Genomic DNA, 22,338 nt, shown 5'->3' on the forward strand with positions numbered 1-22,338 from the left:
GCTCAGGCGTTTTCCAGCACAATGCCTTCGATGATGTTGGCAACGTCCTCGCACTTATCGGTCACCGATTCGAGCAGCTCGGACACGGCCTTCTGCTTGATCAGCTCTTTCACATCGGATTCTTCGCGGAACAGCTTCGACAGCGATGCACGCAACAGACGGTCGGCTTCCGACTCGAGTCCGTCGATTTCTTCGCAGAGCTTCAGGATCTCTCGCGCGCGATCCATGTCGCCGAGCAGCGCCACGGTGCTTTGCACGCGCTCGCAGCACTTCACGCAGATCTCGCCAAGCGTGCGTGCCTCGCTCGGCACGCTCTTGATGTCGTACATCCACACGGCCGTCGCCACGTCTTCCATCAGATCCAGGATGTCATCCATGGTGCTGATCAGCTTATGGATCTCATCGCGGTCGAAAGGCGTAATGAACGTCTTGTGCATCAGGTCGATGGTCTCGTGCGTGATGCGATCCGCTTTCTTCTCGTTGTTCTGCACGGCAACGGTACGTGCCTCGGCATTGGGCAAATCGTTGAGCATGGCGGACAGCTCGCGGCTGCCAGCGACCATGCACGCCGCGTGCTGGTTGAACAGGTCAAAGAACTTGCCCTCGGTGGGCATGAAGCGACCGAACATTATGGGGAAACTCCGGGTATTAATAGGGGACGGGTCGACACAAAAACGTCACATTCTACCTCGTCGGAGGCGTGCGCTACCGCTCACGCCTCCGAACAGATGGAAATCGGTGCGTTAGTATTGCGGACCGGCCAGATTGTCGAACTTCGTATACGCACCGATAAACGCGAGACGCACGTGGCCAATAGGACCGTTACGCTGCTTCGCGATGATGATCTCGGCGGTGCCCTTGTCAGGCGTATCGGGGTTGTAGACTTCGTCGCGATAGATGAACAGGATAATGTCGGCATCCTGTTCGATAGCGCCCGATTCACGCAAATCCGACATGACCGGACGCTTGTTCGGGCGTTGTTCAAGACTACGGTTGAGCTGCGAGAGCGCAATCACCGGCACGTTCAACTCTTTGGCAAGCCCCTTGAGCGAACGCGAAATCTCGGAAATTTCAGTCGCACGGTTCTCACCACCGCCCGAACCGCTCATCAGTTGCAAGTAATCGATGATGATCAAGCCGAGCTTGCCGCATTGACGCGCCAGACGTCGCGCACGCGCACGCAACTCCATCGGATTGAGTGCCGGCGTTTCGTCGACGAACAGTTGCGTCTCGTTCATCTTCTGCATGGCATGCGTGAGCTTCGGCCAGTCTTCGTCGACCAGCTTGCCGGTACGCAGACGATGCTGATCGAGACGCCCCACCGAGCCCAGCATACGCATGGCCAACTGCGTGCCCGGCATTTCCATCGAGAACACGGCGACAGGCAGTCCTTCTTCCACGGCAATATGCTCGCCGATGTTCATCGAGAAGGTCGTTTTACCCATCGACGGACGCCCGGCCACGATGATCAGATCGCCGCCGTTGAAACCGGACGTCATGCGATCCAGATCGACGAAGCCCGTCGGAATGCCTGTGATGTCGCTGCCGCCTTCACGGTGGTACAGCTCATCGATACGCTCGACCACTTGCGTGAGCAGCGGTTGCAGTTCGAGGAAGCCGTTGGTGCTGCGCGAGCCTTCTTCGGCAATGGCGAAGACCTTCGCCTCCGCCTCGTCGAGCATCTGGCGCACTTCCTTGCCTTGCGGATTGAACGCATCCGACGCGATCTCGTCGGCCACGGTCACGAGCTTGCGCAGGACAGCACGGTCGCGCACGATTTCGGCGTAACGCCGAATGTTCGCCGCACTCGGCGTGTTCTGCGCCAATGCGTTCAGATACGCGAGCCCGCCCACATCCTCGGCTTTGCCCGCGGAGGTTAGCGATTCGAAAACGGTGATGACGTCTGCCGGGCGGTCGCTGGAAATCAGGCGACCGATGTGCTGATAGATCTGCCGGTGGTCGTAACGATAGAAATCGGACTCGGCCAGAAAGTCGCCAATGCGATCCCAGGCGCTGTTATCGAGCAGCAAGCCGCCAAGCACGGATTGCTCCGCCTCGATGGAGTGCGGCGGCACTTTGAGCGAATCGAGCTGGGGATCGGGAGCGTTCATGCCGGGCATTATACCGTCCCCGCGCTCTCGGTCCGAGCCGGCAAAATCCCGCTTGCGCGGCGATTTATCCGAACGTGATTTGTTCAGCAGTTTCCCTGGAGGCAGCATAAGGCGGAGCTATCGGACGGTGACTTACGTGGAGGGGGGCGCGGAACAGACAGACATAAAAAAACGGAAGCCGGTGACCCGACTTCCGTTTTTTATTCGCGTCGGGAAGCTGACGCGGAGACGACTTAGGCGTGTTCGCCCAGCACCGACACGGTGACGTCGATCACGACATCGGTGTGCAGCGCCACTTGGACCGGGAAGTCACCCACGGTCTTGAGCGGGCCGTTCGGCAGACGCACTTGCATCTTCTCGACCTTGAAACCTTGGGTGCCCAGGGCTTCGGCGATGTCGGCGTTGGTGACCGAGCCGAACAGACGGCCGTCAACGCCAGCCTTCTGCGAAATTTGCACGGTCAGGCCAGCCAGCTTTTCGCCTTCGGCTTGAGCGGACGCCAGCTTGTCGGCGGCAGCCTTTTCCAGTTCGGCGCGGCGAACTTCGAATTCGGCGATCGCGTCCTTCGTGGCACGGCGGGCCTTCTTGGTCGGGATCAGGAAGTTACGTGCGAAACCGTCCTTGACCTTCACGATGTCGCCCAGGTTACCCAGGTTGACGACCTTTTCCAGCAGAATCACTTGCATTATCTATTCTCCTTCGTCGACTGGCGATTAAGCACCGTGCAGATCGGTGTACGGCAGCAGCGCCAGGAAACGCGCGCGCTTGATAGCCGTATCGAGTTGGCGCTGGTAGTGCGCCTTGGTGCCCGTCAGGCGAGCCGGGGTGATCTTGCCGTTGTCGCCGATGAAGTCCTTCAGCGTTTCGACATCCTTGTAATCGATCTGCTCGACACCAGCGACGGTGAAGCGGCAGAACTTCTTGCGCTTGAACAGCGGGTTTTGCTGTTGGCGGCGGCGATCAAACTTCTTGTTTTTACCGTTAGGACGCGGCATGTTCAACAATCCTTTTCAAATGCTTGCAATGCTGTGATGTGAAACACCAGGGTGCGACTGTTGCGATGCTTCTTGGCCAGAAACCCAACCCACTGGGCCGGTTTCTCGAGTCCCAACGCCATGACTTTGGCACTGATGGGACCGATCGCAACTGCCGGTATCGAGAACTCGATCTGACGGGCTACGCCCGCCTCTTCGGCAGTTCCCGCATGGGCCAGTGTCACATCGATCACGGGAAGCCCGGCCGGGGTATAGCGCAGCGTGCCGATTTCGACGATGCTGGCCTCGAGCCGCAGGCGATTCACGCGGTCAATGTTTTCATTGGCACCCTGATGCGTTCCGGTGCGCTAATTACGAAGCGGCAGCTTCGGTCGCGGGCGGCGTAGCAGCCTTCTTGGCTTCTTCGCGGGCCACTTCCTTCATCATCGGCGACGGTGCGGTCTCAGCCTTCTTCGTCTTGACGACGAGGTGGCGCAGAACGGCGTCGTTGAACTTGAATGCGTGTTCCAGCTCGTCCAGGGTTTCCTGGTCGCATTCGATGTTCATGCAAACGTAGTGGGCCTTGGCCAGCTTCTCGATCATGTAGGCCAGTTGACGGCGGCCCCAGTCTTCGACGCGGTGGATCGTGCCCTTGCGGGACTCGACCGTGCCACGATAGCGCTCGATCATTGCAGGCACTTGCTCGCTCTGATCGGGGTGAACGATAAATACGATTTCATAATGACGCATATAAGCTCCTTATGGACAAAGCCGCCTGGGCGTCAGAACCAGTGCAGCAAGGTTGCAGAACCCGCGATTCTAGCGGAATTCATGTCGATCATCAACTCCCGCCCTATCGGTGCCCTGCGCGACGCCAAACACCACGCCGGGTGCCTTGCCCGCCCAGGCCGCACCGGACGGCCTCAGCCGTTTTCCAGCCAATAGTTCGGACGCGCGTAAATCTGCCGCAATTGCTCGATGAAAAGCCGCACCCGCGCAGGCTGGAAGCGCTGTTGCGGGTAGACGGCCAGGATGTCGTAATCGGGCAGCGCGTATTCGTCGAGCACGGTCTCCAGCTCCCCGGAGAGCAGTTCGCGCTGGATTTCCCACGTCGAGCGCCAGCCCAGCCCCAACCCTTCGAGCGCCCAGCGGTGCAGCAGCTCGCCGTCGTTGCAGTCCAGATTGCCCGCCACGCGAATCGTCACCAGTTTGCCCTGCCGCTTGAAGTACCACCCGCGCTGCTGACCGCCCTGCAGGTTGAACGCCAGACAATTGTGCTTTGCCAGATCCTCCAGCGTCTTGGGGCGGCCATGCCGGGCAAAGTACGCCGGGGTGCCGCACACCACGCGCCGGTTCTGGGCGAGTTTGACGGCCACGAAGTTCGGGTCGACGGAGCCGCCGATACGAATCCCCATGTCATAGCCCTCGCGCACGATATCCACCACGCGATCGGTCAGATTGAACGAAATCTGCACCTCGGGATGCAAGCGCAGGAACGCCGGGGCATGGGGCGCCACGTGCTTGCGCCCGAACGCCGCCGGTGCCGACACGATCAGGTGACCGGAGACGGCGTGCCGCCCCGCGCTGATCTCGTTCTCGGCCATCTCCCAATCGCCGAGCAACTGCTTGCAACGCTCCAGAAAAGCGCCGCCCTCCTCAGAGAGCGCGAGTCGTCGCGTGGAGCGGTACATGAGCTTGATACCGAGTCGTTTTTCGAGCGCGTCGATACGCCGCCCGAGAATCACTGGCGAGACCCCTTCCTTTAGCGCCGCGGCCGCCAGACTGCCCGCTTCGGCCACCTGCACGAAGGTTTCGATCTGTTTGTATCGGTCCATCTCGTCTCCATTCGATACTTTTTGTTCTTAAAAAAACGATCTTTTGTGATCTTATCAAACAAATCGTACCGGCTTAAAGTGACCTCCAACAACATTCACATTACCCATTGGAGGAGTCACATGGCCAAGATGACCGCCGTAGAGGCCGCCGTCCGCGTGCTGGAGAAGGAAGGCATCACTACCGCATTCGGCGTGCCGGGCGCCGCCATCAACCCGTTCTATTCGGCATTGCGCAAGGCCGGCAGCGTCGAGCACGTGCTCGCCCGCCACGTCGAAGGCGCGTCGCACATGGCCGAAGGCTATACCCGTGCGGAAGCCGGCAATATCGGCGTTTGCATCGGCACCTCGGGCCCGGCAGGCACGGATATGATTACCGGCCTGTACTCGGCATGGGCCGATTCCATCCCCATTCTGTGCATTACGGGTCAGGCCCCGCGGGCCCGTCTGTACAAGGAAGACTTCCAGGCCGTCGACATCGAGTCGATCGCCAAGCCGGTGACGAAATGGGCCGTGACGGTGCGTGAGCCCGCACTCGTGCCGCGCGTGTTCCAGCAGGCCTTCCATCTGATGCGCTCGGGCCGTCCGGGTCCGGTGCTCATCGATCTGCCGTTCGACGTGCAGGTCGCGGAGATCGACTTCGATCCGGAAACGTACGAGCCGCTGCCGGTGTACAAGCCTGCGGCCACGCGTGCGCAAATCGAGAAGGCCATTCAGATGCTGGTCGCCTCCGAGCGTCCGCTCATCGTGTCGGGCGGCGGCGTGATCAATGCCGACGCCGCCGATCTGCTGGTCGAATTCGCCGAGACGGTGAACGTGCCGGTCGTGCCCACGCTCATGGGCTGGGGCACCATCGCCGACGACCATCCGCTCATGGCGGGCATGGTCGGCCTGCAAACCTCGCACCGCTTCGGCAACGCCACGATGCTCGCCTCCGACTTCGTGATGGGGATCGGCAACCGCTGGGCGAACCGCCACACGGGTAGCGTCGAGGTCTTCACCAAGGGCCGCAAGTTCGTGCACGTCGATATCGAGCCGACGCAAATCGGCCGCGTGTTCGGCCCGGACTACGGCATCGTCTCCGACGCCAAGGCCGCCCTCAAGCTGTTCGTGGAAGTCGCCAAAGAACTGAAGGCCGCGGGCCGTCTGCCGGACCGCTCGCAATGGGTGGCCGACTGCCAGAAGCGCAAGCGCACCATGCTGCGCCGCACGGACTTCGATCAGGTGCCGATCAAGCCGCAGCGCGTGTATCAGGAAATGAACGCGTTCTTCGGCCGCGACGTGCGCTACGTCTCGACCATCGGTCTGTCGCAGATCGCCGCCGCGCAGTTCCTGCACGTGAACAAGCCGCGTCACTGGATCAACTGCGGCCAGGCAGGCCCGCTGGGCTGGACCGTGCCGGCAGCCATCGGTGCGAAGGTGGCGTCGCCCTCGTCGGACGTGGTGGCGATCTCGGGTGATTACGACTTCCAGTTCATGATCGAAGAACTGGCCGTGGCCGCGCAGTTCAAGGTGCCTTACATCCATCTGGTCGTGAACAACTCGTATCTGGGTCTGATCCGTCAGGCACAGCGCAACTTCGACATGGACTACTGCGTGCAGCTCGCGTTCGAGAACGTGAACTCGCCGGAAGTGAACGGCTACGGCGTGGATCACGTGAAGGTCGCAGAAGGCCTCGGCGTGAAGGCGATCCGCGTGTTCCAGCCGAACGACATCCAGCCCGCGTTCGCACAGGCACGCAAGCTGATGGCCGAGTTCTCCGTGCCAGTGATCGTGGAAGTGATTCTCGAGCGCGTGACCAACATCGCGATGGGCACCGAGATCAACAACGTCAATGAGTTCGAGGAAATCATCGACGTCGTGGAGGAAGACAACGCAGTGACGGCCTGAGCCTCGTAAGGCTCGCAGAGAGCTCACAGGGCTCACTCGGCCAGAACTGCCATCGGTTTGCGGGGCGTGTGCGTCCCCTGCGCTTTCGGCTAGACCCCGTCAACGCCCAAAGCATGCGCTCCGCAACCTTGCAGGCCCCTTGCATCACCCTTGCATCGAATCGTCGAAACCACCCCCTAAAAAAGAGAGAGGAGTCAGCGCAATGCCGAAATTTGCCGCCAATCTGACCATGCTGTTCAACGAGGTGCCGTTCCTCGACCGCTTCAAGGCGGCCGCCGCAGCGGGCTTTCGCGGCGTGGAGTTCCTGTTCCCGTATGCGTTTCACCGCGACCAGATCGCCGACAAGCTCAACCAATACCAGCTCGACCTCGTGCTGCACAACCTGCCCGCCGGCAACTGGGACGCGGGCGAGCGCGGCATCGCGATCTTCCCCGAGCGTGTGGCCGAGTTCCGCGACGGCGTGGGCGAAGCGATCACCTACGCCAAGGCGCTGGGCGTGAAGCAACTGAACTGCCTCGTGGGCAAGCAAGGCGCGGATCTGTCGACGCAAGCCGCCACGCAAACGCTCGTGGGCAACCTGCGTTTCGCCGCCGACGCCCTGAAGGCCGAAGGCATCCGTTTGCTGGTCGAGCCGATCAACACGTACGACATTCCGGGCTTCTTCGTGAACCGGACGAAACAGGCACTGGAGATCTTCGACGCCGTCGGCTCGGACAACCTGTTCCTGCAGTACGACATCTATCACATGCAGCGCATGGAGGGCGAGCTCGCCAAGACCATCGAGACGAATCTGGCGCGCATCGCCCACGTGCAGCTCGCGGACAATCCGGGCCGCAACGAACCCGGCACGGGCGAAATCAACTACGCGTACCTGTTCGCGTTCCTCGAGCGCATTGGCTACACCGGCTGGATCGGCTGCGAGTACAAGCCCGCGAGCACCACGACCGAGGGCCTCGGCTGGTTCAAGACAGCGGGTCTGCGCGAGGCCGCATAAGTCGCATAAGTCGCACGAGCCTGGCAAGGCTGTTTACCCCCGGTTCACCCGCACACCGCCTCCCCCGGCGCTGTGCAGACGACACGACGGCATGGCCGCACGTCACAGGCGGCACGCCGGCTGACCGGGTTTCGACGAGGAAGGGCCCCGCCGGCCGCATGCAGGGGGCATGCGGCCGGGGTACGGGGGATCACGGGCGACCACCGCCCCGCTCGTCCGACGCCCGGCGACAACACTTCAAACTTTGGCAACAAGGAGTCTCGAAATGGCACAACTCGGTTTTATTGGTCTGGGCATCATGGGCGCGCCGATGGCGAAGCATCTGCAAAACGCCGGTCACAAGCTGTTCCTGTACGAGCGCCGCACGCCCCCGCAAGACCTGATCGACGCTCAGGCCACCGTCTGCACGTCGGCCAAGGAAGTCGCCAAGCGCGCCGATATCGTGTTCGTGATGGTGCCGGACACCCCCGACGTGGGCGCTGTCCTGTTCGGTCAGGACGGTCTGGCCGAAGGCCTCTCGGCCGGCAAGATCGTTGTCGACATGAGCTCGATCTCGCCGATCGAAACCAAGGAATACGCCAAGAAGATCAAGGCCCTGGGCTGCGAATACCTCGACGCCCCGGTCTCGGGCGGCGAAGTCGGCGCGAAGGCCGCGTCGCTCTCGATCATGGTCGGTGGCTCGCAAGCCGCATTCGACGACGTGAAGCCGTTCTTCGAGCTGATGGGCAAGAACATCACGCTCGTGGGCGATAGCGGCGCCGGGCAGACGTGCAAGGTCGCCAACCAGATCGTGGTCGCGCTGACGATCGAAGCCGTGGGCGAAGCCCTGCTGTTCGCCTCCAAGGCCGGCGCCGATCCCGCCAAGGTGCGCGCGGCACTGATGGGTGGCTTCGCATCGTCGCGCATTCTGGAAGTGCACGGCGAGCGCATGGTCAAGCGCAACTTCGAGCCGGGCTTCCGTATCGCCCTGCATCAGAAGGATCTGAACCTGGCGCTCCAGACGGCGAAGACGCTTGGGGTGTCGCTGCCGAACACGGCCACGGCGCAGGAACTGTTCAACGCGTGCGCTGCCAACGGCGGCGCCGCGTGGGATCACTCGGGCATGGTGCGCGCGCTGGAAATGCTCGCCAACCATACCGTGGCGTAATCGGGTCGACCAGCAGGTTGGTCGGCAAATTGCCAAGTCAGAACGACAGGCCCTCGCCGTGACGACACGTCGCATCACGTCACGGCGACGCGGCCGCACCGCGTAGTTCGCGAGAAGACGAAGAAAACGGCTGGCAAAAGCCGTAAGCAGCGGCTAATAGCGGCAAGTCGCCGTAAATGGCGACAAGCAGGCAATAGCAGGGAGAGGTGAGAGGTACCGGAAGGTACTGGCAGCGGCGTCAGACGACACCCTGCCGAGCGTCACGGCGCGAGTCGAGCGAAAGTGCGACTGGCGCCGTATTTTTTTGCGCGGACGAACGAATCGCCGGATGGCGGATGGCGGATGGCGGCCCCGACGGCGGACGGACAGGCTAAGCGCCCTATCCCGATCCGCTGGCCACGCGATCGATCAATACTCGTCGAACAGACTCTGCATGCGCTCGTGCGGCACGCCGGCCTGCAATGCCAGCATCAGCAGCACGCGTGCTTTGTAGGGATTCAGGTTGCCGGTGCTCACGAAGCCGTACTGATCGTCGGGCGCCGCGCCGTTGTGCATCACGTGGCCACTGCCCACGCGCGACGCACGCACGACCGTCACCCCGCGTTGCACGGCCTCGGCCAGCGCCTGCTGCAACAGCGCATGCAACGAGCCGTTACCGGTGCCGGCGACCACAATACCCTGCACGCCAGCGTCCACGAGCGCGTCCACGGCGATGCGCGACACGCCCGCATAGCTCGACACCACTTCCACCGCCGGCAACTCGCCGGACAGCCCGACGAACTCGCTCTCGACCGTGTGGTATTGCAGCGGTTCGCGCTGGAACGCCACGCGCTCGTCCTGCACCCAGCCGAGCACGCCGATTTCCGGCGAATGGAAGGCGTCGACCTTGTAGGTGCTCGTCTTGACGACGTCGCGGGCGCAATGAATCTGGTTGTTGATGGCGACCATCACGCCGCGTCCGGCCGAAATCGGATCGGTCGCCACGCGCACCGCATTGAGCAGGTTGAGCGGGCCGTCGGCCGAGAGGGCCGTGGCCGGCCGCATCGCCGCTGTCAGCACGACCGGCTTGCGGCTGTTAATCGTCAGATGCAGGTAATACGCCGTTTCTTCGAGCGTATCGGTGCCGTGCGTGATGACCGCACCGGCCACATCCGGTTGCGAGAGCAAGGCGTTCACGCGCGCAGACAGTTTCTGCCACAGCGACACGCTCATGTCCTTGCTATCGATCTGCGCGACCTGTTCCGCGTGGATATGTGCCACGTTGCCCAGCGCGGGCACGGCGGCGAGCAGGTCCTGAACACCGAGCGCCCCGGCCTGATAACCGGCGGTGCGCGTGGCGTCGGCCGCGCTGCCCGCAATCGTGCCGCCCGTGGCGAGCAGCGCAATGCGCGGCAGCTCGCCGGAGGACACGGTGTAATGAGGAATCGGGTTGAATGAGGTCAATGTCATGCCAGCGATTGTATCCAATACTGCCCCGCTTCCCAATCGCTGAAAATAGGGATCCCGCCACGCGGGCGGGAGCGGGATCAGGCCGCAAATTCCAGCGCTTCGCGCAGTTGCGTCGAGATTTCCTGCTCTTTGAGTGCGGGGGCGAGCATCTCAATGAAGCGGTAAGCGTACGAGCGCAGGAACGCGCCGCGGCGCAAGCCGATCCGGGTGGTGCTCGGCTCGAACGCGTTGTCGAGCTCCAGCACCGCCAGATCCTGGTCCTTGCGCGGATCGACGGCCATCGCCGCCACGATACCCACGCCCAGCCCCAGTTCGACGTACGTCTTGATGACATCCGTATCGAGCGCGGTCAGCACGATGTCCGGCACCAGCCCCTGATCGGTGAACGCCTTGTCCACGTGCGAGCGGCCCGTGAAATCGCCGTCATAGGTGATGATCGGGTACTCGGCGATATCGGCGAGCGTCACGTTCTCACGCCCGACCAGCGGGTGATCCTTCGGCACGACCGCCACGTGATGCCACGAGTAGCACGGGAACGTAACGATATCGGGAAAACGGTCGAGCGCCTCGGTCGTGATGCCGATATCGGCCTCGCCGTCGATGACCATCTGCGCGATCTGGCGCGGACTGCCCTGACGCAGCGCCAGGTGCACCTTCGGATAAACGCTCGTGAACTGCTTGATCACCTGCGGCAGCGCATAGCGCGCCTGCGTGTGGGTGGTCGCGACCACGAGATGCCCGCTGTCCTGATCCGCGAACTGACGCGCCACGCGGCGCAGGTTCTCGGCGTCGAGCAGCATGCGCTCGATCAGTTGCAGCACTGCCTTGCCCGGCTCGGTCAGGCCCGTGAGCCGCTTGCCGCGGCGCACAAAAACGTCAACGCCGAGTTCGTCTTCCAGATCCTTGATCTGCTTGCTCACCCCCGACTGCGACGTGTACAGCGCACTCGCCGCTTCCGTCAGATTGAGGTTTTGTCGAACCGCTTCGCGCACATAGCGCAATTGCTGGAAATTCATGATGAGACTCCGCCCTGTTACTTGTCTGTCCGTGACGTCTGTTAAGTTGATTCAGCTCGCTGGCTTGTGATTGTGTGGGTTCGATGCAGCGTGTTTAGTGCGCTTCGTGGCTTCGCGGCGTCATTCCCCGATCACGCCTGCGCCGAAAACACCCGCAACTGGCGCGGTACGGCGCGCAGTGTCGTTCCCGCGTTCGCGCCGAGCGCCTTCCAGCCCGAGCGCGTGAGTTCCGCTTCCCACACCGCATCGCCGGGGGCGGCGAGTTCCACGCGCACGGTGCCGCCCAGCGGAATCGCGCGGCGCACGGCCACATCGATCCCCGGTCCGCCGTCGTTCGCGGGCACCAGCGCGAGATCGTGCGGACGCACATACGCAATCGCCCGTCCGTCCTGCGGCAGCGCGGGCAGATCGTCCCTGTGCACCGTCACGCGATACTTGCCCGCGTCGGCAATGAAATCGTGCGTCTGCAACTCGCCCGAGAGGCGGTTGGCGGCGCCGAGAAACTCGTACACGAAGGCGCTTTGCGGCGTGTCGTAGACGTCCTGCGGCGCACCGATCTGTTCGACCTTGCCGCGATTCATCAACACGATACGATCGGCCACTTCGAGCGCTTCTTCCTGATCGTGCGTGACGAAGATCGTCGTGATGTGCAATTCGTCGTGCAGACGGCGCAGCCAGCTACGCAACTCCTTGCGCACCTTGGCATCGAGCGCACCGAACGGCTCGTCGAGCAACAGCACCTTCGGCTCCACGGCCAGCGCACGCGCCAGGGCAATACGCTGACGCTGGCCACCCGAGAGTTCGGCAGGATAGTGATCGGCCAGCCAGTCCAGTTGTACCAGACCCAGCAGTTCGTGGACCTTGCTGCGAATCTGCGCGTCCGGCAAACGGTCGCGGCGCGACTTCACTCGCAGACCGAACGCCACGTTCTCGAACACCGTCATGTGACGGAACAGCGCGTAATGCTGGAACACGAAGCCGACCTCGCGCTCGCGCGTGCCGACGGCGGCGACATCCGTGCCATTGAGGACCACGCGCCCGGCATCGGCAAACTCCAGCCCCGCGACAATGCGCAGCAGCGTGGTCTTGCCACAGCCGGACGGCCCGAGCAGCGCGACCAGCTCGCCCGTGGGGAATTCGAGACTGACGTCGTCGAGTGCTGCGAAATCGCCGAAACGCTTCGAAACCTGTTGTACCTGGATGCTCATTTGTCTTGCTCCTCGAGGCGCCATCTACCGATGGCCGCCGATATCCGCTCAGGCCTGTACTGCGTCTGCACGACGCGCGGCCTTGTCCTGTGCCAGCTTGCGTTCCGCCCAGAGTTTGAGCCCAAGCGTGGCGAGTGCGAGCAACGCGAGAATCGACGCCGCCGCGAATGCCCCTACCGTGTGATAGTCGTTGTACTCAATTTCCACGTGCAGCGGCAGCGTGTTCGTCTCGCCGCGAATATGACCGGAGACGACCGACACCGCGCCGAACTCGCCCATGGCGCGCGCGTTACACAGAATCACGCCGTACAGCAGGCCCCATTTGATCTTCGGCAACGTCACGCGCGTGAATACCTGCCAGCCACTCGCCCCCAGCACGCGGGCGGCTTCCTCTTCTTCGCTGCCCTGCGCCTGCATGAGCGGAATGAGCTCGCGCGCGACGAACGGGAACGTGACGAATACCGTCGCGAGCACCAGTCCGGGCAACGCGAAAACGATCTTCAGGTTGTGTGCGTCGAGGAAATCCCACAGCGGGCCCTGACGGCCGAAGATCAGCAGGAACGTGAGCCCCGCGATCACCGGCGACACGGAAAACGGCAGGTCGATGAGCGTGGTCAGCACGCTCTTGCCCTTGAAATCGAACCGCGCGATGGCCCACGACGCCGCCACACCGAACACCAGGTTCAGCGGCACGGCAATGACGGCGATCAGCACGGTGAGGCGAACGGCCGAGAGCGCGTCGTCGTTCGTCAGGCCCTCCCAGTAAGCGGCGAAGCCCTTGCCCAGCGCGGTGACGAATACCGACGCGAGCGGCAACACCAGAAACAATGCGAAGAACAGCAGCGCCACCCCAATGAGCACGGCCTTGACGAGCGCAGGCTCGTCGGTCGGATCGGCTTTACGGGCCTGGGTCGCTTGCGGCAAGCTACGCGACAGTGCGAGGGAATCTGACATGGTCGAAACGTTCTCTTCGTTTTCCTGCGTTTTCCGGGTTGTGCGGGTTTTGCGATGTCACACGCCACTGGTGCGCCGGCCCGAATGACGGCGTTGCAGCCACCATTGCAGGATGTTGATAAGCAGCAACAGCACGAACGAGATCACCAGCATCACCACAGCGAGTGCCGCCGCGCCCGCATAGTCGAACTGTTCGAGCTTGGTGACGATCAGCAGCGAGGTGATTTCCGAGACCATCGGAATGTTGCCTGCGATGAAGATGACCGACCCGTACTCGCCGACGGCACGCGCAAAGGCCAGCGCAAAGCCGGTCAGCAACGCGGGCAGCACGGCCGGGAGAATCACGTGACGCAGTGTCTGCCAACGGGTCGCGCCCAGGCACGCAGCCGCCTCTTCCTGCTCGCGCTCGAACTCTTCGAGCACCGGTTGCAGCGTGCGCACGACGAACGGCAGCCCGATAAACGTGAGCGCCACGAAAATGCCCAGCGGCGTGAAGGCGATCTTGATGCCGAGCGGTTCGAACCAGCGTCCGATCCAGCCGTTCGGCGCGTAGATCGCGGCCAGCACAATGCCGGCAACCGACGTCGGCAAGGCGAACGGCAGGTCGATCAGCGCGTCGACGAAACGCTTGCCGGGGAACGTGTAGCGCACCAGCACCCACGCCAGAATGAAGCCGAAAAACGCGTTGAGAAGCGCCGCCGCGAGCGAGATGCCGAATGTGAGGCGGTACGACGCCAGCACGCGCGGCGAACTCACCGCGGCGACAAAGCTCGCCCAGTCGAGCGAGCTTGCCTTGATGAAGACCATCAGCAACGGCACCAGCACCACGAGGCTCAGGTACGCGACGGTGTAGCCCATCGTCAGGCCAAAGCCCGGTAAGGCACTTGGCTTGCGCCACAGAGGAAAGAGTGCGGTACTCATGCGATGGTCCCTGCCCTTACTTCTTGGTGTAGATCTGATCGAAGATGCCGCCGTCAGCGAAATGCTTGGCTTGCGTCTTCGTCCAGCCGCCCAGATCGGCGTCGACCGTGTAGAGCTTGAGCTTCGGATACTGCGACTCGTACTTCTTCGCGATTTCCGGGGAACGCGGACGATAGAAGTGCTTCGCGGCGATCTCCTGACCTTGCGGCGAGTACAGCCACTGCAGGTAAGCTTCGGCGGCCTTGCGGGTACCGTGCTTGTCGACGTTCTTGTCGACCACGGCCACCGGCGGCTCCGTCAGGATCGACGACGACGGCACGACGATATCGAACTTGTCCGGACCGAGATCCTTCACCGACAGCAGCGCTTCGTTTTCCCACGCGATCAGCACGTCGCCGATGCCGCGTTCCACGAAGGTCGTGGTGGCGCCACGCGCGCCCGAGTCGAGCACGCCAACGTTCTTATAGAGTGCCTTGACGAACTCCTGCGCCTTTTGCTCGTTGCCGCCCGGTTGCTTGAGCGCGTAGAGCCATGCGGCGAGGTAGTTCCAGCGGGCGCCGGCCGAGGTCTTCGGGTTCGGCGTCACCACGCTGATGCCCGGCTTGACGAGATCGCCCCAGTCCTTGATGCCCTTCGGATTGCCCTTGCGCACCAGCAACACGATGGTCGACGTGTACGGTGTGGCGTTGTCCGGCAGACGCTTCTGCCAATCCTTGTTCACGAGACCGGCCGCGGCCAGTTCGTCGATGTCGGCGGAAATACCGAGCGTCACGACGTCGGCGGGCGCGCCATCGAGCACCGTGCGGGCTTGCTTGCCCGAACCGCCGTGCGAGGCCTTGACCGTCACCGTGTCACCGGACACTTGTTTGTAGTGGGCTTCGAAAGCCTTGTTGTAATCGGCGTACAGCTCACGCGTCGGGTCATACGACACGTTGAGCAGCGACAGGCTTGCGGCCTGCGCCTGAATCGTCATGCCGGCGGCCAATGCCAGACCGCCCAGCGCGACTGCCAGCTTCTTAGCTTTCCATCCCCGTGCTGCTTTGCTCATGACTTGCACTCCTTGTTTGCTTCTTGTGTGTAGGAGGCCAGTCTAGGGAATCGTCTAAATAATTAAAAATAATATTTTCGCTTTTGTTTATGCCGGAATAAGGATTAGAGAATTTGTGCTGATGACGGGTGCAGCGCCCGCCACCGGGCGTCCAATCAGACGTAAGGCGTGTCCGCCACGGCAGCGGCGATCCCCGCTGCGCCTTGATCCACAAGGCTCAGGAAGCTTTTTTGCGCCACGAGGGTGTCCTGCGTCTGCCGGAACGTCCGGTGCGCGTGCAGGTAGGCCACGGTCCAGGCGGCGAGCAGCAAGCTGGCGGCGAGTTGGGCATCGACGTCCGCCGTCTCCCGATTGGCACTCTCGGCGAGCGCGCCGGCCACCAGATCCGCCAGTTCGTCCCGAATCGCCCGGGCACGGGCCTTGAGGGTCTCGCTGCCTTCGATGGTTCGCACGAATGCCTGGCTCTGCGCGGAAAACTCGACGAACGGACTGCCCTGCGCCACCAGCCGGTGCGCCAGCAGACGCAAGGCCTCAAGCGGCGACACGCCGCCGGCGCGCTGCCGGATCGCCTCGCGCAGGGCCTCGCGCCCTTCCTCGTCGCGGTCGAAGAACATGTCTTCCTTGCGTGGGAAGTGATTGAACACGGTCATACGTCCGACGTCGGCGGCGGCCGCAATCTGGTCGACCGTCACATGATCGAAACCGTGTTCGTGGAACAGCCGTGTCGCCGCATTGGAAATGCTCTGCCGCGTGGCAAGGCGTTTGCGCGACCGCAAATCGGAGGGCTTGGACATAGTTGACATATCGTTTTTGATGACTCAGCTTACATATACTCAGTACATATTAATGTGAAGTATACGACGAATGACATCAATATTGTGATTGTAGGAGCCCGTCATCCCGTGGGCCTTCCGAGCGCCGCCATTGCCGCCATTGCCGACGGGCGGCATCGCCGGTTTGCTGCACAGGCACCGAAAGTCCCGCGACGACAGGGCCATTCCGGTCATCGCAACGATGTATTCAAACTTCGAACATTGGCGCTACACTCCGCGGCGTGAAATGGCTCCGTCTCGTCTTCGTTCTGTTGTTGTGCGCCGCGCTTCCCCTGAGTGGGCTGGCGGCCAGCGGCATGGCGGGCGATTGTCCGATGCAGATGACGTCGATGTCCGGCGAGCAGACGGACATGATGGCGACTGGCGCGCCCATGACCATGGGCCACTGCGACGGCATGTCGATGCCCGCCAGCGGCAAGGTCAAGGGTGCCTTGTGCAAGGTCGCCGCGCAATGCAACCTTGGCAGCCTGTATCACCCGTCGGTCACGCCCGAAGTGGTGCGCACCCCGAGCGTCGCCCGCAAGACCGGCTTTCACTACACCGATTCCCTGCGCCTGCGCGCACCCGATGGCCTCTGGCGGCCGCCCACCTCGCTGTAACCCACTGCACCAGTTCTAGGTTCACCGCTTAAGCGTCGAGATTGAGCGACGCAATGCAGCGGCGAGTTCGTCCTTTTCAGGACGCGAATGCCTCGTGGCATTCGTACGCGTGGGGTTTCACATGCATCCGATTTTCAGCGCTCCGGGCTACCGGCGCGCCAGTGCACGCGCGTGCGTGCGCAGTATTCACTTTGCTATGCGCCGGCAGTGCCGCAGCGCAGGCACAAGACGCAGCAACACCGCCAGGGCCGACGTCCGCGTTGACCCTGGAGGCGTCGCTCCAATCGGCGATGGACCATTCCGCCGCCGTGCAAGCGGCACAAGCGTCGGTACGGGCGAGCACACAGGCCGCCGTGCGGGCCGGCCAGCTCCCCGACCCCGAACTCAAGGCCGGGATCGACAACCTGCCCGTCAACGGCGATCAGCGCTTCACCGTCGGCCAGGACTTCATGACGATGCGCCGGATCGGCATCGAGCAGGAATGGGTGTCCTCCGACAAACGCATCGCTGACCCTGTTGACCCGCCGCGGGCTTCCGAAGCCTGGAAGCCCGCGGCATGGGGGTGCCCCGGGTTTGAGACGGGCCTCACACGGACGTGGCGCGAAACATCGCGCTACCCATCGACGGCCCCATGGCGGGCACGTTCGGCGCGAACTTCATGCACGACTTGAAGTTTTCCCTTGCGTTTTTGCAAACACTGTACAAAAATACAGCCACCTGTGCTTCCATACAGTGATGCCATGATCAAACTTACCGCCCGTCAACAGCAGGTCTACGAACTGGTTCAGCAAGCGATCGAGCGCACCGGCTTTCCGCCAACGCGCGCGGAAATTGCCGCCGAGCTTGGCTTCTCTTCCGCCAACGCCGCGGAGGAGCACCTGCGGGCGCTGGCGCGCAAGGGGGTAATCGAACTGGCCCCCGGGCAATCGCGCGGCATCCGCCTCAAACGCCTGGACGAAGCCGGAGGCAACCACCAGTTCACGCTGCCGCATATGGGCCTGATGCAACTGTCGCTGCCGCTCGTCGGTCGTGTTGCGGCGGGGAGCCCCATCCTGGCGCAGGAACATATCGAACGTAACTTCCAGTGCGACCCGAACATGTTCGCACGCCAGCCCGATTACCTGCTGAAGGTGCGCGGGATGTCGATGCGCGACGCGGGCATTCTCGACGGCGATCTGCTCGCTGTACAGAAGGCTGCCGACGCACGCGAAGGCCAGATCGTCGTGGCGCGTATCGGCGACGACGTGACCGTCAAACGTTTTCACCGCGTAAAGGGGGGCGTCGAGCTGATTGCCGAGAACCCCGACTTCGAAAACATCAATGTCGACGAAGGCAGCGGTGACTTCGCGCTGGAAGGGATTGCGGTCGGTCTGATCCGCAACAACGATCTCTGACGATCACCCAGCGCGAACCCGGGGGCTGCGCCGACTAACGCAACGCCCCGCTCCCTGAAGATTTGCATTTCCGACTGCGCCGGGCTGGGTCCGGCGCCCGTGCCCTGCTGCGCCCGCGATTTGTGATGTTTTTTGCGAAACACGCAGCAAGACACGTCCCTCTGACCCGCATTGGAAGAAGGATCGCATCATGGCTCGACTCTTTGGTTTGCTGCGCACGTCTTTTGGTCAACCGCACGTGCGGGTGTCCTCACAGGCGCGTCTCTCGGCGGTGTATGGCCTGTCGGCGCTGTCCGGCCCGTTTGCCAGCGCACCCGTCATCGCTCGCTCCTATACCGTGCCCGCGCGCACGCGCGCCGTCACCCTGCCGCGTACGCTCGCTGCCGCGATGGTTTCGGCGACGCGTCGTACATGCCCGGCAGGAAAAGCGATGAAGGCTTCGCGGAATGTGCGCGAACAGCAAGCGCGTCGCGATGCCCATGAGGGACGTGAAGAACATGAGGGAAACGAGGGGCATGAGGCGCATGAAGGACACGATGTGCGCGTGTATCGCGACATGTCGCACATCGTGATGGTCGGCACGTTTGCCGATATCTGCCGCAAACTCGATCAGGCCGTCGGCGAGCAGTTCTGCCAGGCGGCGGTGTAGCGCTTCAGGCGAGGCCGCCGTCGCATAGTCCGACGTTGGCCCCCGGTCTCATCTGCCCAGATCCCGCAGCGGATGGTCGGCGCCGCACCGTTCGCCGTCAAAGAAACGTTCGACGTCGGCGGGCTTCACCGCTTCAATGTTCGGGTGCTGCCAGCGCGGCGCGTGATCCTTGTCGACGACCAGCGCCCGAATTCCTTCGACCCCTTCTGCGCCCGTGCGGCCGTCAAGATTGAAGACGCTGCGCATCATCAGCCATTCCTCGCGCAATTCGTCCGCCAACGACAGCTTGCGGGCGCGACGCACCTGTTCCAACGCCACGCACACCATCAGCGGCGAGCGCGTGGCCCGCAACAGATCTTCCGTCTCCTCCGCCCAGCCGGAGTACTCGCAACGCGCTTCGCGTTTGAGTGAGTTCAGAATCGCCGGCATATCCGCCAGACCGAAGTGCGTATCGATGACATCACGCAACGGTGCGAGCTTGCCCGGCGCCAGCCCGGCAGGTGGCAAACGCTCGCGAGCGAATGTCCGTGCCGCATCGAGCACCGCGTCGCTGCTCTGCCAGTCGCCATTGGCGAGTCGCTCGCACAACGCAGGCAACGACGCACGCGGGACGACAGCATCCGCCAGCCCGATCTCGCAGGCATCGACAGCGCCGAACACAATGCCCGTGGTACCGAGATACTCACCGAGATGTCCGGCGAGGTTGGCAAGGAAAAAGCCACCGCCGACATCCGGGAACAGACCGATGGCCGTCTCGGGCATCGCCATGCGCGTGGCTTCGGTCACGATACGCAGCGCCGCCCCTTGCGAGATTCCCATGCCGCCGCCCATTACCACACCCTCCATCAGCGCAATGTAAGGCTTCGGATACGACGCAATCGTGTAATTCAGCGCGTACTCGTCGGTGAAGAAATCCATAATGTCCGTGCGCCCGGCACCGATGGCCTCATGGAAATAGCGAATATCGCCACCCGCACACAACCCCTTCTCCCCTTCGCCTTGCAGCACGACGCCGAGCACCTGCGGATCGTCCCGCCACTTGGCGAGTGCCGCAGCCATTGCGCGAATCATCTCGTGCGAGAGGGCATTGAGCGCCTTCGGGCGAGTCAGGGTGATGAAGCCAATACGGCCGCGGATTTCGGTTCGAACAAAATCGGTCATGTCTGGCGAATGTTTCAGAAGCGTCAACGGAACGGATGCCGCAGCGTCCTTGCACGGTCATCTGACCATCCGGCAAGAACGTAACGTCATCCTCGGGGGCTATCGACATATCGATAACAAGTCAGCCACAGGCGCAGCCCCTGGCATTGGCAGAACGCAAAAAACAAAAAAGCCGGCGCAAGGCACCGGCTTTTCTTCCAACAGACGGGCATCGCGACGTGACGGACCGTGATCCGCGACGCCGCCATTCCATCGCCGGCTTTACTTCTCGTCGCGCGAGGCGCGCTTGCGCTCGTGTTCCTTCAGGAAACGCTTGCGCAGGCGAATCGTCTGCGGCGTGACTTCGACCAGTTCGTCGTCGTCGATGAATTCCACGGCGTACTCGAGGCTCATCGCGATCGGCGGCACCAGACGCACGGCTTCGTCGGTACCCGACGCCCGCACGTTCGTGAGCTGCTTGCCCTTGATCGGGTTGACCACGAGGTCGTTGTCACGGCTGTGGATACCGATGATCATGCCTTCGTACAGCGCATCGCCCGGCGACACGAACATGCGGCCGCGATCCTGCAGCTTCCACAGTGCGTAGGCCACCGCTGCGCCATCGTCTTGCGAGATCAGCACGCCATTACGACGCTCACCCAGCGAACCATCCTTGACCGGTGCGTAGGCGTCGAAAATGTGGCTGATCAGGCCGGTACCCCGAGTCATCGACAGGAAGTCGCCCTGGAAGCCGATCAGGCCACGCGCCGGAATGCGGTACTCGAGGCGCGTACGACCTTTGCCGTCCGACACCATGTTCAGCATTTCACCCTTGCGGCGGCCGATTTCTTCCATGACCGCGCCCTGGTGTTCATCTTCCAGGTCGATGGTCAGCATTTCGTACGGCTCGTGCTTCACGCCGTCGATTTCCTTGAGCACCACGCGCGGACGCGACACGGCCAGTTCATAGCCTTCGCGACGCATGTTCTCGATGAGAATCGTCAGGTGCAGTTCGCCACGGCCCGACACTTCGAAGACGGAGTCTTCTGCCGTGTCCTTTACACGCAGCGCCACGTTGTGATTCAGTTCCTTGTGCAGACGATCACGGATCTGACGGCTCGTCACGAACTTGCCTTCACGGCCCGCCAGCGGCGAGGTGTTCACGCAGAAGTTCATCGTGAGCGTCGGCTCGTCCACGGTCAGCAGCGGCAACGCTTCCGGGGTGTCGATGTCGCAAATCGTGGCGCCGATACCGACGTCTTCGATACCGTTGATCAGCACGATGTCACCGGCTTCGGCGCCTTCCGACATCACGCGCTCCAGGCCGTGGAACGTCAGCACCTGGTTGATCTTGCGCTTGAGAATTTCGCCGTCAGGCCCCGAACGCATGACCACTTGCTGGCCCGGCTTGATACGGCCGCGCGTGATACGGCCGATACCGATACGACCGACGAACGTCGAGTAGTCCAGCGAGCTGATCTGCAATTGCAGCGGCCCCTCCGGATCGGCATCGCGAACCGGAACGTGTTCGAGAATCGCGTCGAACAGCGGCTTCATCGTGCCTTCGCGCACGCTCGAATCGAGGCTCGCGAAACCGTTCAGGGCCGAAGCGTATACGACCGGGAAGTCGAGCTGCTCGTCGCTGGCACCGAGCTTGTCCATCAGGTCGAACGTCTCGTTGATCACCCAGTTCGGACGCGCGCCCGGACGGTCGATCTTGTTGACCACCACGATCGGCTTCAGGCCGAGGCCGAGCGCCTTGCGCGTCACGAAGCGCGTTTGCGGCATCGGGCCTTCAACAGCGTCGACCACCAGCAGCACGCTGTCGACCATCGACAGCACACGCTCCACTTCACCGCCGAAGTCCGCGTGTCCCGGGGTATCGACGATGTTGATGTGCGTGCCTTCGTATTTGACGGCGCAGTTTTTGGCGAGGATCGTGATGCCGCGCTCTTTTTCGATGTCGTTCGAGTCCATCACGCGTTCAGCGACTTGCTGGTTTTCGCGGAAAGTGCCCGACTGGCGCAGCAACTGGTCGACGAGCGTGGTTTTGCCGTGGTCGACGTGCGCGATGATGGCGATATTACGGAGAGCGCGGGTCATGAAAGAGGTGCTCGAAAAGCCTTTGGAGAATCCGCGATTCTAGCACTTGCGTATGTCTCGCGTCATGGTCTTTCTG

22 protein-coding genes and 1 pseudogene are annotated in these 22,338 nt (G+C 62.5%); 7 read left to right on the forward strand and 16 right to left on the reverse strand.

Translation table 11 applies throughout. From position 1 onward, the window contains the following. Window positions 1-2: 2 nt before the first annotated feature. The 7 genes from ACIPHM_RS02940 to ACIPHM_RS02970 form a co-directional block, all read right to left on the reverse strand. The gene (locus tag ACIPHM_RS02940; protein ID WP_400324429.1) at window positions 3-629 is read right to left on the reverse strand and encodes a DUF47 domain-containing protein; all 627 of its coding nucleotides are present in this window, start codon (window positions 627-629) and stop codon (window positions 3-5) included. A 114-nt stretch (window positions 630-743) separates the two neighbouring features. Continuing rightward, on the reverse strand, window positions 744-2,111 hold the full coding sequence (locus ACIPHM_RS02945; protein ID WP_400324431.1) for a replicative DNA helicase: 1,368 nt from the start codon (window positions 2,109-2,111) through the stop codon (window positions 744-746). Between the two features lie 233 nt (window positions 2,112-2,344). Beyond that, window positions 2,345-2,797, reverse strand: a complete 453-nt coding sequence (gene rplI / locus ACIPHM_RS02950; protein WP_400324432.1) for a 50S ribosomal protein L9 — start codon at window positions 2,795-2,797, stop codon at window positions 2,345-2,347. Between the two features lie 27 nt (window positions 2,798-2,824). Further along, a complete protein-coding gene (rpsR, locus tag ACIPHM_RS02955) occupies window positions 2,825-3,106 on the reverse strand; it encodes a 30S ribosomal protein S18 (protein ID WP_010803800.1) in 282 nt (93 codons plus the stop codon). Between the two features lie 2 nt (window positions 3,107-3,108). Next, window positions 3,109-3,411, reverse strand: a complete 303-nt coding sequence (gene priB, locus ACIPHM_RS02960; RefSeq protein ID WP_400324436.1) for a primosomal replication protein N — start codon at window positions 3,409-3,411, stop codon at window positions 3,109-3,111. A gap of 46 nt (window positions 3,412-3,457) precedes the next feature. Then, window positions 3,458-3,835, reverse strand: coding sequence for a 30S ribosomal protein S6 (gene rpsF / locus ACIPHM_RS02965; protein ID WP_400324438.1), 378 nt, complete (start codon window positions 3,833-3,835; stop codon window positions 3,458-3,460). A 173-nt stretch (window positions 3,836-4,008) separates the two neighbouring features. Beyond that, on the reverse strand, window positions 4,009-4,920 hold the full coding sequence (locus tag ACIPHM_RS02970; protein WP_400324440.1) for a LysR substrate-binding domain-containing protein: 912 nt from the start codon (window positions 4,918-4,920) through the stop codon (window positions 4,009-4,011). A 120-nt stretch (window positions 4,921-5,040) separates the two neighbouring features. Here ACIPHM_RS02970 and gcl point away from each other — a divergent pair, with 120 nt between their 5' ends. The 3 genes from gcl (at window position 5,041) to glxR (ending at window position 8,948) form a co-directional block, all read left to right on the forward strand. Then, a complete protein-coding gene (gene gcl / locus ACIPHM_RS02975) occupies window positions 5,041-6,807 on the forward strand; it encodes a glyoxylate carboligase (protein ID WP_400324442.1) in 1,767 nt (588 codons plus the stop codon). A gap of 202 nt (window positions 6,808-7,009) precedes the next feature. Continuing rightward, window positions 7,010-7,801 (forward strand): hydroxypyruvate isomerase, encoded by a 792-nt coding sequence (hyi, locus tag ACIPHM_RS02980; RefSeq protein ID WP_400324443.1) that lies wholly within the window; start codon window positions 7,010-7,012, stop codon window positions 7,799-7,801. Between the two features lie 169 nt (window positions 7,802-7,970). Next, a complete protein-coding gene (gene glxR, locus ACIPHM_RS02985) occupies window positions 7,971-8,948 on the forward strand; it encodes a 2-hydroxy-3-oxopropionate reductase (RefSeq protein WP_400324445.1) in 978 nt (325 codons plus the stop codon). A gap of 408 nt (window positions 8,949-9,356) precedes the next feature. Here glxR and ACIPHM_RS02990 read toward each other — a convergent pair whose 3' ends face one another. The 7 genes from ACIPHM_RS02990 to ACIPHM_RS03020 form a co-directional block, all read right to left on the reverse strand. Next, on the reverse strand, window positions 9,357-10,397 hold the full coding sequence (locus tag ACIPHM_RS02990; RefSeq protein ID WP_400324447.1) for an asparaginase: 1,041 nt from the start codon (window positions 10,395-10,397) through the stop codon (window positions 9,357-9,359). A gap of 77 nt (window positions 10,398-10,474) precedes the next feature. Next, the gene (locus ACIPHM_RS02995) at window positions 10,475-11,413 is read right to left on the reverse strand and encodes a CysB family HTH-type transcriptional regulator (RefSeq protein WP_069344915.1); all 939 of its coding nucleotides are present in this window, start codon (window positions 11,411-11,413) and stop codon (window positions 10,475-10,477) included. A 131-nt stretch (window positions 11,414-11,544) separates the two neighbouring features. Further along, window positions 11,545-12,621, reverse strand: a complete 1,077-nt coding sequence (locus tag ACIPHM_RS03000) for a sulfate/molybdate ABC transporter ATP-binding protein (RefSeq protein WP_400324449.1) — start codon at window positions 12,619-12,621, stop codon at window positions 11,545-11,547. 48 nt (window positions 12,622-12,669) lie between these two features. Beyond that, window positions 12,670-13,575 carry a sulfate ABC transporter permease subunit CysW gene (gene cysW / locus ACIPHM_RS03005; RefSeq protein ID WP_400324451.1) on the reverse strand — a complete coding sequence of 302 codons (906 nt, stop codon included), beginning with the start codon at window positions 13,573-13,575 and terminating at the stop codon, window positions 12,670-12,672. 57 nt (window positions 13,576-13,632) lie between these two features. After that, on the reverse strand, window positions 13,633-14,496 hold the full coding sequence (gene cysT / locus ACIPHM_RS03010; RefSeq protein WP_400324453.1) for a sulfate ABC transporter permease subunit CysT: 864 nt from the start codon (window positions 14,494-14,496) through the stop codon (window positions 13,633-13,635). Between the two features lie 16 nt (window positions 14,497-14,512). After that, window positions 14,513-15,544 (reverse strand): sulfate ABC transporter substrate-binding protein, encoded by a 1,032-nt coding sequence (locus ACIPHM_RS03015; RefSeq protein WP_400324455.1) that lies wholly within the window; start codon window positions 15,542-15,544, stop codon window positions 14,513-14,515. 155 nt (window positions 15,545-15,699) lie between these two features. Continuing rightward, window positions 15,700-16,338 carry a TetR/AcrR family transcriptional regulator gene (locus ACIPHM_RS03020; RefSeq protein WP_400324456.1) on the reverse strand — a complete coding sequence of 213 codons (639 nt, stop codon included), beginning with the start codon at window positions 16,336-16,338 and terminating at the stop codon, window positions 15,700-15,702. Window positions 16,339-16,598: 260 nt separating this feature from the next. On the opposite strand from ACIPHM_RS03020, the gene ACIPHM_RS03025 reads away from it, so the two are divergent. The 4 genes and pseudogenes from ACIPHM_RS03025 (at window position 16,599) to ACIPHM_RS03040 (ending at window position 19,019) form a co-directional block, all read left to right on the forward strand. Then, window positions 16,599-16,976 (forward strand): hypothetical protein, encoded by a 378-nt coding sequence (locus tag ACIPHM_RS03025; protein WP_400324462.1) that lies wholly within the window; start codon window positions 16,599-16,601, stop codon window positions 16,974-16,976. 161 nt (window positions 16,977-17,137) lie between these two features. Beyond that, a pseudogene (locus ACIPHM_RS03030) lies at window positions 17,138-17,479 on the forward strand (TolC family protein); the annotation flags it as partial. Between the two features lie 237 nt (window positions 17,480-17,716). Further along, window positions 17,717-18,370 (forward strand): transcriptional repressor LexA, encoded by a 654-nt coding sequence (gene lexA, locus ACIPHM_RS03035; RefSeq protein WP_400325296.1) that lies wholly within the window; start codon window positions 17,717-17,719, stop codon window positions 18,368-18,370. Between the two features lie 190 nt (window positions 18,371-18,560). Beyond that, window positions 18,561-19,019: a hypothetical protein gene (locus ACIPHM_RS03040; protein WP_400324464.1), complete on the forward strand. Its 459-nt coding sequence runs from the start codon at window positions 18,561-18,563 to the stop codon at window positions 19,017-19,019. Between the two features lie 48 nt (window positions 19,020-19,067). Here the strand turns inward: ACIPHM_RS03040 and ACIPHM_RS03045 are convergent, their stop codons facing one another. Then, a complete protein-coding gene (locus tag ACIPHM_RS03045; protein ID WP_400324466.1) occupies window positions 19,068-20,180 on the reverse strand; it encodes an enoyl-CoA hydratase/isomerase family protein in 1,113 nt (370 codons plus the stop codon). A gap of 261 nt (window positions 20,181-20,441) precedes the next feature. After that, entirely contained in the window at window positions 20,442-22,262 is a 1,821-nt protein-coding gene (gene typA / locus ACIPHM_RS03050) for a translational GTPase TypA (RefSeq protein WP_400324468.1), read from the reverse strand. Window positions 22,263-22,338: the final 76 nt, after the last annotated feature.

The sequence above is a fragment of the Pandoraea sp. NPDC087047 genome, assembly GCF_044745225.1.
In the GTDB taxonomy this organism is placed as follows: domain Bacteria; phylum Pseudomonadota; class Gammaproteobacteria; order Burkholderiales; family Burkholderiaceae; genus Pandoraea.